13 protein-coding genes and 3 other annotated features are annotated in these 14160 nt (G+C 44.4%); of the genes, 12 read left to right on the forward strand and 1 reads right to left on the reverse strand.

What is annotated here, in order from left to right; translation table 11 throughout:
* Nucleotides 1-141: 141 nt before the first annotated feature.
* The 11 genes from kamA (at nucleotide 142) to ACFX4X_RS15695 (ending at nucleotide 10866) form a co-directional block, all read left to right on the forward strand.
* Complete coding sequence (gene kamA / locus ACFX4X_RS15645; protein WP_061466183.1) at nucleotides 142-1584, forward strand: lysine 2,3-aminomutase; 1443 nt, start codon at nucleotides 142-144, stop codon at nucleotides 1582-1584.
* A 2-nt stretch (nucleotides 1585-1586) separates the two neighbouring features.
* Complete coding sequence (locus ACFX4X_RS15650) at nucleotides 1587-1853, forward strand: YokU family protein (protein ID WP_089364105.1); 267 nt, start codon at nucleotides 1587-1589, stop codon at nucleotides 1851-1853.
* A 65-nt stretch (nucleotides 1854-1918) separates the two neighbouring features.
* Nucleotides 1919-2782 (forward strand): putative beta-lysine N-acetyltransferase, encoded by an 864-nt coding sequence (gene ablB, locus ACFX4X_RS15655; RefSeq protein ID WP_377384657.1) that lies wholly within the window; start codon nucleotides 1919-1921, stop codon nucleotides 2780-2782.
* Nucleotides 2783-2795: 13 nt separating this feature from the next.
* Entirely contained in the window at nucleotides 2796-3026 is a 231-nt protein-coding gene (locus tag ACFX4X_RS15660) for a ferredoxin (RefSeq protein WP_061464616.1), read from the forward strand.
* 91 nt (nucleotides 3027-3117) lie between these two features.
* Complete coding sequence (locus ACFX4X_RS15665) at nucleotides 3118-4485, forward strand: aspartate aminotransferase family protein (protein WP_089364103.1); 1368 nt, start codon at nucleotides 3118-3120, stop codon at nucleotides 4483-4485.
* Nucleotides 4486-4495: 10 nt separating this feature from the next.
* Entirely contained in the window at nucleotides 4496-5194 is a 699-nt protein-coding gene (locus ACFX4X_RS15670) for a CoA transferase subunit A (protein WP_061464614.1), read from the forward strand.
* Complete coding sequence (locus ACFX4X_RS15675; RefSeq protein WP_284469844.1) at nucleotides 5179-5841, forward strand: 3-oxoacid CoA-transferase subunit B; 663 nt, start codon at nucleotides 5179-5181, stop codon at nucleotides 5839-5841. The genes ACFX4X_RS15670 and ACFX4X_RS15675 overlap by 16 nt, the downstream gene beginning before the upstream one ends.
* A gap of 19 nt (nucleotides 5842-5860) precedes the next feature.
* Nucleotides 5861-7042: a thiolase family protein gene (locus ACFX4X_RS15680; RefSeq protein ID WP_377384660.1), complete on the forward strand. Its 1182-nt coding sequence runs from the start codon at nucleotides 5861-5863 to the stop codon at nucleotides 7040-7042.
* An 11-nt stretch (nucleotides 7043-7053) separates the two neighbouring features.
* Nucleotides 7054-8379: a peptidase gene (locus ACFX4X_RS15685; protein WP_377384662.1), complete on the forward strand. Its 1326-nt coding sequence runs from the start codon at nucleotides 7054-7056 to the stop codon at nucleotides 8377-8379.
* 133 nt (nucleotides 8380-8512) lie between these two features.
* A complete protein-coding gene (locus tag ACFX4X_RS15690) occupies nucleotides 8513-9976 on the forward strand; it encodes an amino acid permease (RefSeq protein ID WP_377384664.1) in 1464 nt (487 codons plus the stop codon).
* A 254-nt stretch (nucleotides 9977-10230) separates the two neighbouring features.
* On the forward strand, nucleotides 10231-10866 hold the full coding sequence (locus tag ACFX4X_RS15695; protein ID WP_284469848.1) for a DUF7010 family protein: 636 nt from the start codon (nucleotides 10231-10233) through the stop codon (nucleotides 10864-10866).
* 40 nt (nucleotides 10867-10906) lie between these two features.
* Here ACFX4X_RS15695 and ACFX4X_RS15700 read toward each other — a convergent pair whose 3' ends face one another.
* Nucleotides 10907-11182, reverse strand: coding sequence for a hypothetical protein (locus ACFX4X_RS15700; RefSeq protein ID WP_377384666.1), 276 nt, complete (start codon nucleotides 11180-11182; stop codon nucleotides 10907-10909).
* 173 nt (nucleotides 11183-11355) lie between these two features.
* Nucleotides 11356-11579 (forward strand) — a binding site (T-box leader).
* Between the two features lie 30 nt (nucleotides 11580-11609).
* Nucleotides 11610-11832: a binding site (T-box leader), on the forward strand.
* 132 nt (nucleotides 11833-11964) lie between these two features.
* Nucleotides 11965-12187, forward strand: a binding site (T-box leader).
* Nucleotides 12188-12247: 60 nt separating this feature from the next.
* Between ACFX4X_RS15700 and thrS the strand changes: the two genes are divergently transcribed.
* Nucleotides 12248-14155: a threonine--tRNA ligase gene (gene thrS, locus ACFX4X_RS15705; protein WP_377384716.1), complete on the forward strand. Its 1908-nt coding sequence runs from the start codon at nucleotides 12248-12250 to the stop codon at nucleotides 14153-14155.
* Nucleotides 14156-14160: the final 5 nt, after the last annotated feature.

Genomic DNA, 14160 nt, shown 5'->3' on the forward strand with positions numbered 1-14160 from the left:
GTAATGAAAAATATCTTGCGGTTTTAAGGTAGGTTTACCCCCTTTTGCTTACGTTTTACTTGATTTGAATGTTGGCATCATTCTTGCGAGTATATATTTATAAGTTCTTAGAATAAGGGGAGGTAATTTTAAATGAATTTGATGGGAATTGATGTAAAAAATAAAGAATACCTTGGTGGACGCAGGCATTATAATGATATCGAATTGTGGAAGGACGTAACGGAAGAGCAGTGGAATGATTGGATCTGGCAATTGACCAATACGATTAAAACACTGGATGATTTGAAAAAGGTCGTCAATTTGACACCGGATGAAGAGGAAGGAGTCCGGATTTCGACTCAAACGATTCCATTGAACATTACGCCTTATTATGCATCTTTGATGAATCCTGATGATCCTCGCTGTCCGATTCGTTTACAGTCGGTACCGCTTTCGGCAGAAATGAACAAGACTAGATATGATTTGGAGGATCCGCTGCATGAGGATGAGGATTCCCCTGTTCCAGGATTGACACATCGTTATCCCGATCGCGTTCTATTCCTTGTGACGAACCAATGCTCCATGTACTGCCGGTATTGTACACGACGCCGTTTTTCAGGTCAGGTAGGCATGGGTGTTCCCAAGAAGCAGCTGGATGGGGCGATTGAATATATCCGGAATACCCCGGAAGTAAGGGACGTGTTGATCTCTGGAGGAGACGGCCTGTTGATCAATGATAAGATCCTTGAATACGTATTGAGTAACTTACGTGCCATCCCGCATGTGGAAATCATTCGTATCGGCACACGTGCACCGGTCGTTTTCCCGCAGAGGATTACAGAAAATTTATGCAATATTCTGAAGAAATACCATCCGATTTGGTTAAATACACATTTCAATCATTCACTTGAACTGACGGATGAAGCGAAAAAAGCATGTGACATGCTGTCGATGGCAGGGGTGCCGCTTGGTAATCAGGCTGTTATCCTGGCTGGTATCAACGATAGTGTACATATCATGAAAAAGCTTATGCATGACTGTGTTAAAGCAAGGGTAAGGCCTTATTACATTTATCAATGTGATCTATCTGAAGGGATCGGGCATTTCAGGGCGCCGGTTTCAAAAGGACTGGAAATCATTGAAGCGCTGCGCGGCCATACATCAGGATATGCGGTGCCAACCTTTGTGGTGGATGCACCTGGCGGAGGCGGAAAGATTGCCTTGACTCCGAATTACCTGCTTTCTCAAAGTCCGGATAAAGTCGTTTTACGGAACTTTGAAGGAGTGATCACAAGTTATCCGGAGCCGAAGAATTATGTTGCCGGCAGTGCGGATGCTTACTTTGATGAAGTGTATGGTACTGAGGACAGGAAAGAAGCTGTCGGGATTTCCGCTCTCATGACGGACGAGAAATTCAACTTGGTGCCAGAGGGCCTTCGCCGTCTTGATAAGAGAAAAGCGTATGAAAGCACTGGTGAACATGCATCATTGAAGGATCGCCGTGATAAACGGGACGAAATGAAGGAAAAATTAAGGAAAGCCCAAGAAAAAAAGAACGCCTTGGTCGGAAGCGGCTCGGTGAATTCTGAAGGCAAGGGGGAATAAAGATGGATTGCCTCTGGTGTAATGCCCCTAACGTAGAAGAAAGCGAAAAGAAGGATTGTTACTGGATCATGCCTGATGGGAAACGCTCAATAAGGGTCCTTCAAGTTCCAGCCTTGAACTGTCCGGAATGTGGAATCTATGTGTCTGATTCGATGAATCAAAAGGTTGATGAAGCCTTATCCATATATGATGTGAGTGAATACCCTGATGAGTTTACGTATGATCAGCTTCTTCAGGCACCCGTTAAGAAATTATTCAATTGGAAATAGAATGCCGGGAGAAGCGGATGATATGCATCTCTTCTCCCGAATTCTTTAAATAAGGGGGATACATAATGCCTGTTCAAAAACTGCCTTTTTTCACCCAGGTGGAGACTGGGGAATGTTATACGATGGAGCTCTATCATGATCATTCCAATCAGCGCTTACGCATGGATGATTATCGGGGAAATATCAAAAAAGCAATTGCTCGGGCGCTTGTCATCGCAAAGGAGCAGGGCTTTACTAAAGTGATACTTAAAGCCAGGAATGAAGATTTATCTGTGGCATTGGGTCAAGGATTCATGCTGGAAGGAATATTGAGCAGGTATTTCAAAGGGAATGATGCCTATTGCATGGCCTTCTATTTAACGGATGAAAGGCGAACAAGCGATTTTTGGATCAAGGAAGATAAAGTCATCCAAGATGTCAGTCAGATTCCTAGACTGATTGAATCCCAGCAAATGCCTGAGAATTACATCCTACGGTTTGCTACGGAGGAAGATGCACAAGAGCTGGCGAATTTATATGGTGCCATCTTTGAAACCTATCCTACACCGATGAATGATGAGCGATATATCAAGAAAGTGATGGAGGAAGGTACGATCTTCAGTGTTATCGAATATGAAGGAACCATCGTGAGCGCTGCATCCGCGGAAGTGAATGAGATGTATCATAATGCTGAATTAACAGACTGTGCAACAATCCCCCATCATCGAAAGCATGGTTTCATGAAGGTACTCATCTCTGCATTGGAACAAGAATTGATCAGGAAAAATATATATTGTTCATATTCATTGGCACGATCCTTGTCAATGGGCATGAATGCCGTCTTTCACCAGCTGGGATATGAATATGGCGGCAGATTAACGAAGAATTGCAATATTTGGGATAAGTATGAGGACATGAATATTTGGGGTAAAGATTTATCCGTCAAATAGGAGGATTGTTTCTATGGCTAAGTACACATGGGTTGATAAAGAAACCTGCATTGCGTGCGGGGCATGCGGTTCAACAGGTCCTGAAATTTATGACTATGACGATCAAGGGATCGCTTTCGTGATCTTGGACGATAATCAGGGGATTGCCGAAGTTCCGGAGATCCTGCATGATGACATGCAGGATGCAATGGAAGGCTGCCCTACAGAATCCATCCTGATTCAGGATGAACCTTTTAGCTGGTAAACTTGGTTTCTTATAATTTTTTCAAATTAGGAACTTAATTGATTAATAGAAAAAATGTACAGTGGGTACAACGTTAAAGAGGAGAGATGACATGACACGCAATCATTTGATTAAGCCTACTCTAGATCATGACTATCCCACTATCTCTCATGGGAATGGAATTTATCTTTATGATATAGATGGAAATCAGTATATAGACGGATCATCAGGTGCGGTTACAGCGAGTATCGGCCATGGTGTATTAGAGGTTGTCGAGGCAATGAAGGAGCAGGCCCGCAAAGTTTCTTTTGCATATAGATCCCATTTTACGAGTGAAGCCGCTGAGGCATTAGCCAAGAAGCTAAGTGAGTTGGCTCCAGGGGATTTGAATTGGTCATTTTTCGTGAATAGTGGATCGGAAGCGACCGAAACGGCGATGAAGATAGCGATTCAACATTGGCAAGAAAAAGGATATGAGCGAAAAAATCGCATTGTCTCCAGATGGACGAGTTATCACGGGATTACGATGGGCGCTTTATCGATGTCAGGTCATGTACCAAGGAGAAAACGTTTTGTTCCGCTATTGGAGGATTTCCCTAGCATATCTGCTCCCTACTGTTATCGCTGTCCTTATAATAGTGACCCTTCCAGCTGCAAGCTTCAGTGTGCAGATGAACTGGAGACAGCCATCCAAAGGGTCGGCTCCGAGAATATCGCAGCCTTCATCGCCGAACCCATCATCGGGGCATCCGCCGGGGCTGTAACACCGCCGGATGGCTACTATCAAAGGATTAAGGAAATCTGCGAAAGCTATGACATTCTCTTTATCGCCGATGAGGTAATGACGGGAATCGGCCGGACAGGAAAAATGTTCGCGATGGAACACTGGGGAGTCACCCCGGATATCATCGCATTGGGTAAAGGAATGAGCGCGGGCTATACTCCAATGGCCGCCACAATGATTAGTGACCGTGTCATGGAGCCCATTTTAAAAGGCTCGAATTCAATCATGGCCGGCCATACATATAGTGCAAACCCTTTATCAGCGGCCGTTTCATTGGAAGTGCTTACTTACCTTGAGGGAAATGACCTGGTTCAGGCGGCTGAGGAGAAAGGTCAATACCTGTTTAAGAAGCTGCAAGGGCTGGCTAAGAAATTCGATATCATTGGCGATGTACGAGGGAAAGGGCTTCTCCTTGGACTTGAGTTTGTCTCCAATCGGATTTCAAAAACGCCATTCGACATGCAAGTCGGCCTTACTACAAGGCTTGTCAATAAGGCTTTTGCGAAGGGGTTGTTGATCTATCCTGCTGCAGGTGCGATTGAAGGAATTGCCGGTGATGCGGTTATCCTATCTCCGCCATTAGTCATTACGAATGAAGAAATCGATCGCCTCGTCAAGATACTGGAAGCTTCCCTTGAAGAGTTGCAGCATGAATTGCACTCGGAGGGTTTGATTGAGGACATGCAGGCTATTTAGGAGGAACGGTATGAAGCAGGCCATTACGAAGAATAACAAAATAGTGACAATCGAAGAAGCACTGGAGCATATTTCCGATGGCTGCACACTCATGTATGGTGGATTTGGCGGAGTGGGGACTCCCCCCACGCTCGTACAGGGTATCCTTGCCAAGGGAGTCAAGGAACTGACTTTGATTGGCAATGATACTGGATTCCCTGATATCGGCATTGGCCGGCTTGTGACTGCTGAAAGGGCAAAGAAAGTCATCGCATCACATATCGGATCCAATCCTAATGCAGGCAGGCTCATGACTGAAGGAAAGCTGCAAGTGGAATTTTCACCGCAAGGGACATTAGCTGAACGGATCCGTGCTGGCGGTGTAGGCTTAGGCGGGATTTTTGTCGATGTCGGGATTGGCACGATAGCCGAAGAAGGCAAGGACAAGATTGTTATAGAAGGAAAAGAATTTTTGGTGGAAACCGCTTTGACCTCTGAAGTCAGCATCGTCCATGCTAAAAAGGCAGATTCGCTTGGGAATTTGGTGTACGACAAGACTGCGTGTAACTTCAATCCGCTGGTAGCGATGGCTGGTGCCTTCACGATTGCGGAAGTGGAAGAAATCGTTCCTGTAGGCGAATTGGATCCTGAGTGCATTGCCACACCAGGCATTTATGTAGATATGGTGATTCCGACAAAAGGGGTGAATTGGAAATGGGCATGGCAGTAGATGTACGAAATCGCATCGCGAAACGCGCCGCCAAGGAAATCCATGACGGCTTGATCGTCAATTTAGGCATCGGCATCCCTACCTTGGTGGCCGACCATATACCTCAAGATATCCATGTGCTGTTCCATGCGGAAAATGGGGTTCTCGGTACAGGTCCAAGTCCGGATCCGGGGAAAGAAGATCCTGCTCTCTGTAACGCAGGAGGGTTCCCGATCACCACTGTAATGGGAGCTTCATATTTTGACAGTGCAACAGCATTTGGAATGATCAGGAAAGGATACATCGACATCACCATCCTTGGAGCCTTGGAAGTCAGTGAAAAGGGGGACTTGGCGAATTGGATTGTCCCAGGTAAGCGGGTACCGGGGATGGGCGGGGCGATGGAGCTTGCCCAGAAGGCCAAAAAGGTGATCGTCTTGATGAATCACGTGAATAAGCAGGGTGAATCGAAGATATTGAAGACATGTACGCTTCCATTGACGGCAAGGCAGAGTGTGGATTTGATCATTACGGATATGGCTGTCATGGAAGTTACGGAAGAGGGTTTGGTACTGAAGGAAGTCATGGCGCCATATACGGTGGATGATGTGATAAGGAATACAGAGGCGACGCTGAAAATCGAGGCTACTGTAAACAGCATTGAATAGGTAAGAGGAGGAAAAAAGCATGAATGAGGTTGTCATCGTTGCTGGGGCGCGAACTGCAGTTGGATCCTTTGGTAAATCACTCCGGAATGTTAATGCTACCGAATTGGGCCGTCAAGTATTGGAAGGTCTAATGGAGAATTACGGGTTAAGTAAAGAAAAGGTCAATGAAGTGATTTTCGGGCATGGCTATGTCCATGGAGGCGGCCTTAACTCGGCCCGAATTTCGTCGCAGATGGCAAATTTCCCGTACAGTGTCCCAGGGCACGTTGTAATCAAAGCATGTGGATCAGGTTTAAAGGCCATTACCAACGCTGCTTTAACTATCGCTGCTGGTCAAGAGGACGTAATCATTGCCGGCGGAGTGGAGAGCATGAGCAATGTGCCTTATATCGTGAAAAATAGATGGGGCGGTAAATTTGGAAACGTAACGATGGAGGATGCTCTGCTGGCAGATGGATTAATATGTTCCTTGGGAAATGAGCATATGGGAATAACAGCCGAGCGCCTGGCTGAAAAATACGGCATCCGTCGTGAAGAACAGGATCAATTTGCTTATCAAAGCCACAAGAAGGCTTGGAAAGCTATGGAAGAGGGTCGCTTTGAGCGAGAAATTATTCCGCTCAAAATCAAGGATCGAAAAGGACTTCAAATCTTCAACAATGACGAAGGGGTACGCGAGGACATTCATCTAGATCAACTAGCCAGTCTTCCAGCAGTATTCAAAAATGAAGGAACCATTACGGCAGGAAATGCCTGTCCTATGAATGATGGAGCTGCAGCTGTACTATTAATGTCCAAGCAGCAAGCAGAAGAAAAGGGATTAAAACCGCTCTTGAAAATAAAGGCTTTCGCCAGTGCAGGTGTTGAACCTGGAGTTATGGGGATTGGACCTGTACCAGCGACTCGAAAGGCATTGGAAAAAGCAGGTCTATCGTTAGAGGATATCGGACTGATTGAACTTAATGAAGCCTTTGCTGCCCAAGCACTTGCAGTGATCAAGGAGTTAGATTTGAATCCGGATATCGTCAATGTCAATGGAGGGGCAATTGCACTTGGTCACCCTGTAGGAGCAACAGGTGCAAAATTAACAGTCACACTGATGCATGAAATGTTGCGTTCACAAGTTAAGTACGGAATGGTAACGTTGTGTATGGCAGGTGGAATGGGACTTTCAGTAATCTATGAGAATATGTGTAAATAAGGAGGATAAAAGTGCCGGATATAAAAAAACGGATAAACCAATGGATCAAGGATCATCGGGAAGAAGGAACAGACCTATTGCAAAAAATGGTACAAGCCCCGAGTACGCAAGGAAATGAAGCAGGGGCACAAGCCATTGTCGCCCAGAAGCTTCAGGAAATGGGTTTGCAGATCGATAGTTGGGAACCTGACGGCGGCGAGCTGAAAAAGCATTCTTATTTCTATTCTCCACGCAGTGATTTTTCAAACAGCCCCAATGTGGTAGGTATCATGAAAGGGACTGGAGGCGGCCGTTCCATCATTTTGAACGGACACATCGATGTGGTTCCGGATGGGGACCGGGAGCAGTGGGACGACGACCCATATAGTGGAGCCATTAAGAATGGAAGAATGTTTGGTCGCGGTGTAACCGATATGAAAGGTGGAAATGTATCGCTGATCCTTGCGATGCAGGCATTGAAGGAAAATGGCATCCAATTAAAAGGAGATGTCATTTTTCAAAGTGTGATTGAAGAAGAAAGCGGCGGGGCCGGAACATTAGCGGCCGTCCTGAGGGGATATAAAGCAGATGCTGCCCTGATCCCTGAACCGACGAATATGAGGATCTTCCCGAAACAGCAGGGTTCGATGTGGTTCCGTATCCATGTTAAAGGACGGTCAGCCCATGGCGGAACAAGGTATGAAGGCGTTAGTGCGATTGAAAAAAGCATGACTGTCATCAATCATATTCGTGCCTTGGAAGAAAAGCGAAATGCACGTGTCAGTGATCCGCTTTATCAAAACACGCCAATTCCGATTCCAATCAATCTAGGTGTCATTGAAGGCGGTAATTGGCCGTCATCCGTCCCTGACCTTGTGAAAATCGAAGGAAGGATGGGCGTTGCGCCGGAGGAAACGATGGAGCAGGCGAAGGAAGAAATGGCCGACTGGTTATTGCAGCTGAAAGAAGTGGACGAATGGTTCAAGGAAAATCCGCCCCTATTGGAATGGTTCGGGGCACGTTGGGTTCCAGGGGCAATTGATGTGGAACATGAACTGATGAATGCGCTTGTCCATCAATTTCGTCGGGTTGCAGGACAGGACCCGGTAATCGAGGCCTCTCCGTGGGGAACAGATGGGGGATTGCTGACACATGTCGGTGAAACGCCTGCAATCGTGTTCGGGCCTGGAGTAACCGAGGTTGCCCACTATCCAAATGAATACATCCTACTCGACAATGTGTTCTCGGCAGCGGAGATCATCGCCCTTACTTTAATTCAATGGTGTGGAATGGACATTGAACAGGATGAGGTTATTCCGGCTGGGAATAGGCTGACGATACCAGGCAATGGCAATTAAACCAGATACTAGCATAGTCAGTAAAGCCTGAAATATCATGTTATCCCTTAGTTCGAATATAGTCTTCCGAAAAAGCGATAGTTGGGGACTATATAAATCTTTTAACTTTAATAGAAAATGAGGTAGGAACCATATGGACATGAATCTCATTGATAATCAAGAACCGACAGTTAAAAGGAAACTGAAAGCAAGGCATATGACCATGATTGCCATAGGCGGTTCAATCGGAACCGGATTATTCCTGGCAAGCGGGGCAACCATCCAAAGCGCAGGGCCCGGTGGTGCCCTCGCTGCATATGCATGCATTGGGATCATGGTTTATTTCCTTATGACAAGCTTAGGGGAAATGGCGACATATATGCCTGTATCGGGATCATTTTCGACCTACGCCACACGCTTTGTAGATCCCGCATTCGGCTTTGCACTTGGCTGGAATTATTGGTTTAACTGGGCAGTCACCCTTGCCGTGGAAATAGCTGCAGCAGCCATCATCATGAAATTCTGGCTCCCTGATGTACCCAGCCTTTTATGGAGTGCATTATTTCTAGGAATCGTCTTCACCCTCAACGCCCTATCCATTAAAAGCTATGGTGAATCTGAATATTGGTTTGCGTTAATAAAAGTCGTCGCGATCATTTTCTTTATCATTATTGGATTATTGACCATTTTAGGGGTTTTTGGCGGAAAGGTGATCGGGTTCGAAAACTTCACCATGGGTGAGGCACCATTCAAGGGAGGGTTTTTATCGATCATCTCAATCTTTCTAATAGCCGGCTTTTCCTTTCAAGGCACGGAACTGGTTGGTATTGCTGCCGGTGAAAGTGAGAATCCCGAAAAAAATGTCCCGAATGCGATCCGTCAAGTATTTTGGCGCATCCTATTGTTTTACATCGGGGCCATCCTGATACTCGGCCTGTTAATTCCTTATACAAGTCCAAGTTTGCTGAACGGGGATGTGGAAAATATTTCTGTAAGCCCTTTCACGCTTGTTTTTGAACGCGCAGGATTTGCATTCGCGGCATCCGTCATGAATGCTGTCGTATTGACTTCCTTACTATCCGCAGGGAACTCGGGGCTTTATGCTTCAACGCGGATGTTATGGTCGATGGCGAAAGATAATCAAGCTCCCAAATTCCTTGCTAAAGTCAACCACAGGGGAATCCCGATGAATGCTTTGATTCTTACGGCATTAATTGGCGGGCTCGCCTTCTTGACCTCCATTTTTGGGGATCATGTATTTACATGGCTATTAAACGCATCGGGGCTAACCGGCTTTATCGCCTGGATTGGAATAGCCATAAGCCATTATCGCTTTAGACGCGCCTACGTCGCACAGGGCGGTGACATAAACGAATTGAAATATAAAGCAAAATGGTTTCCATTCGGTCCGATTCTTTCATTCGTCCTTTGCATGGGTGTCATTGCAGGGCAGAACTATGAAGCATTCCTAAGCGGCAGCATCGACTGGTATGGCGTCGCTGTCTCCTATATCGGACTGCCGCTATTCCTGGCGATTTGGCTAGGATACAAGATTTATCATAAGACCAAATTAATTTCATTAAAAGATTGTCAATTTGACAAATCAGATGTGGCTTGATATGAATGAAAAAACCTGAGACCCCTTGGAGGACTCAGGTTTTTTTCATGAAGATTTGTATCGAAACCCAATTATATCTTCGAAAAACGGAATATATCTTCGAAAAACGGAATATATCTACGAAAATCGAATTATATCTTCGAAAAACGGAATATATCTGCGAAAATCGAATTATATCTCTGAAACGGCAATTATCTCATCTCAAATGATTTTTTTATAGCTGAATAATTGGGGAAGTGGTGCAATATTATTCTATGTACGATTATACTGTGGATGAAAGGAAACTGATGATGAAAGAGGCGTTTCGCGGTTCTGGAATTGGAGTCATTTTCATGGCGGTCTTCGGAACACTGTGGGCGGGTACCGGTGTAATGGGATTGCAAGGGTGGGGGTTTCCCTACGTGGAACTCGCAGCCATATTCGTGGGAATCATCATGGTTATCGTTGGCATTTCATTAATACATGCATCACAAAAAATGTCCAATCAAGTTTCAGATGATGGGGCAAGACGTCTTAAGCGTATCGGATTTTTGTTTAATATGGTCTTCATTGCCGAAGGTTTGCTGATTGGGATTGCCATTACCATCTGTAACTTGATCAATCACACCGATCTTATACCGGGGGTCATCGCCATTATTGTAGGGATTCATTTTTTACCATTGGCGTCACTTTTCCAAATCAAGGTTTATTATGCAACAGGTGTGCTTCTCTGCTTATTGGCGCTTATCACATGGCTGATTGTGCCAGACACCGTCATGGTTGGGGAGCATCAAATCCTTGCACCGTTATCATTGCTCGGCTTTGGATGCGCGCTAATACTCTGGACCACTGGACTTACGATATGGCTTGGAATAAAGAATTCAAGTCGAACGATAGCCGATGAAGAATGAATCAATGAAAAAACCCGTCATGGCGAACGGGTTTTTTCATTTAATTTTTCATCCAGGTCAAGAGCCTGACAATTTGAAATGGTTCATTCCAAACGAGAATGAAACTTAAAAGAAAGAATGCAGCCACAGCCAAAAATTTCGACTTTCCTTTTTCACTTTTAAACATCGCCCCGAAACTAAATAACATGCCAATAAGTAAAGCACCTAATCCTATGGCCATAAGAGGCTCAAAGGCTTTAGGAAAAACAAAAGAACAGCCAAATGATACGGCACCAATCACTGCAAATACGATGGACCAATTGCTTAATCTTTTCATAGAGACTCCTTTTTTACTAATTATACCAATTTAATATCTATTGGAGATAGTATTTGATTTAACCTTCTGCCTATTTATTAACATGAAAAAAATTCTGAAATCAAATCATTCGATGTTGTCACTTATGGGAATTTATTGTAATATATATAACAATATAAAAACCATTAACATGTTAAGAAGCCATGATAAGGACATGAATCATTTTTACGGTCTACAGAGAGGGAAGGGCAGCTGCGAACTTCCTGGCTTAGGAAACTGATTTACCGCCTTTGAGCCATATCGGTGAACGTAAAGTAACTGATATCGTCTAAGCTGCGTTACAAGCTCCAGAGCCATGAGCGTTTTTTGCTTATGGGAAATTGGGTGGAATCACGGGTATAACGCACTCGTCCCTTACTTAGGGATGGGTGCGTTTTTTATTTTAATAATTATTGCCATGATAAGGACATGAATCATTTTTACGGTCTACAGAGAGGGAAGGGCAGCTGCGAACTTCCTGGCTTAGGAAACTGATTTACCGCCTTTGAGCCATATCGGTGAACAAGAGTAACTGATATCGTCTAAGCTGCGTTACAAGCTCCAGAGCCATGAGTGTTTTCTTGCTTATGGGAAATTGGGTGGAACCACGGGTAAACGCGCTCGTCCCTTGCATAGGGATGAGTGCGTTTTTTTATTTTAATAATTATTGCCATGATAANTCTTGCTTATGGGAAATTGGGTGGAACCACGGGTAAACGCGCTCGTCCCTTGCATAGGGATGAGTGCGTTTTTTTATTTTAATAATTATTGCCATGATAAGGACATGAATCATTTTTACGGTCTACAGAGAGGGAAGGACAGCTGCGAACTTCCTGGCTTAGGAAACTGATTTACCGCCTTTGAGCTATATCGGTGAACGTAAAGTAACTGATATCGTCTAAGCTGCGTTACAAGCTCCAGAGCCATGAGTGTTTCTTGCTTATGGGAAATTGGGTGGAACCACGGGTAAACGCGCTCGTCCCTTGCATAGGGATGAGTGCGTTTTTTTATTACCAAAAAAGGGGTGTTTATGTGATGGGTGAAAAAATGATTAAAGTTCAATTCCCGGATGGGCAGCAAAAGGAATATCCGCAAGGTATGACAGTGGAAAGTGTGGCAGGGTCCATCAGCTCAAGTTTAAGGAAAAAGGCAGTAGTAGGAAAACTGGACGAAAAGCTGGTTGATCTAAGTTTCAAGTTGGATAAAGATGCCGAATTGTCGATCCTTACTCTGGATTCGGATGAGGGATTACAAGTTTTACGTCATACATCGGCGCATGTTTTGGCACAAGCCATCAAGAGATTATACGATAATGTGGAATTAGGGATGGGGCCAGTCGTTGAAGATGGTTTTTACTATGATTTTAAGTTAGAACATCCTTTGAGCTCAGAAGATCTACAAGCTATTGAAAAAGAGATGGAACATATCATAAATGAAAACCTGGAAATTAAAAGAGTCGAAGTGTCTTATGAAGAAGCTGTGAAGTTATTTGAGGGTAGAGGAGAGTCATTCAAGTTGGATATAGCAAAGAATATCCCTAAGGGTGAAAAACTAACACTCTATCAACAGGGGGATTTCATCGATCTTTGCAGAGGGCCGCATCTTCCATCGACGTCATATGTAAAATCGTTCAAATTAACTCGTGTATCAGGTGCCTATTGGCGGGGAGACAGTCAAAATGAAGTTCTTCAACGGGTGTATGGCGTGGCTTTCAGAAAGAAAAAGGATTTACAGGATCATTTGAAATTCATAGAAGAAGCAGCCAAACGCGATCACCGTAAATTAGGGAAGCAATTGGAGTTATTCATGTTTTCGGAGGAAGCCCCTGGAATGCCGTTTTATTTACCGAAGGGACAAATTATTAGAAATGAATTGGAGAAGTTCTCGCGGGAGCTTCAGACCGACGCTGATTACGACGAAGTTCGGACTCCTTTCATGATGAACCAGCGGTTATGGGAACAATCGGGCCACTGGGATCATTACCATGAAAATATGTATTTCACAGATGTAGATCATACAAAATTCGCGATGAAGCCAATGAACTGTCCGGGTCATATGCTCATATTCAAAAACAATCTTTATTCTTACAGGGATTTACCCATCCGGATGGCCGAGTTCGGTCAAGTCCACCGGCACGAGTATAGCGGTGCATTAAACGGGATGCTCCGGGTCCGGACATTTTGTCAGGATGATGCCCATATTTTTGTTCGGCAGGACCAAATCGAAAGTGAGATTAAACAAGTATTTCATCTTATTGACGAGGTGTATCGTACTTTTGGATTCGAGTATTCAGTGGAGCTGTCGACTCGTCCAGAGGATTCATTGGGCGATGATTCCCTTTGGGAGGATTCTGAATCAGCCTTGAAAAAAGTTCTGGAAAACATCGGGATACATTATCAATTAAATGAGGGGGACGGGGCATTTTATGGCCCGAAAATTGATTTTCATATTAAAGATGCACTAAAACGAAGCCATCAATGTGCAACGATTCAACTTGATTTTCAAATGCCCGATAAATTTGATTTGACTTACATCGATGAAAATAATCAAAAGGTCCGTCCGGTCGTCATTCATCGCGCGATCTTTGGATCGATCGACCGTTTTTTTGGAATCCTGATTGAACATTTTGCTGGTGCTTTTCCAGTATGGCTTGCCCCGGTGCAAGTACAGATCATCCCTGTCTCTCATGTTCATTTGAATTATTGTTTAAAGGTTCAAAAAGAACTGAAGGGTCACGGCATAAGGGTGAAAATTGATGAACGGAATGAAAAGCTGGGATATAAAGTTAGGGAAGCACAGATAGGGAAAATCCCATATATGCTTGTCCTTGGAGATAAAGAGGAAAAAGAAAATGAAGTGAATGTCCGAAAATACGGGGAACAAGAATATAAAAGTGTCGCAATAGAAGGGTTTATCAAGAAAGTGGTCCAACAAATAAAAGGGCGAAGCATCTAAAAAAT

This window comes from Peribacillus sp. YIM B13481 (assembly GCF_042787985.1).
GTDB classification, from domain to species: domain Bacteria; phylum Bacillota; class Bacilli; order Bacillales; family DSM-1321; genus Peribacillus; species Peribacillus simplex_A.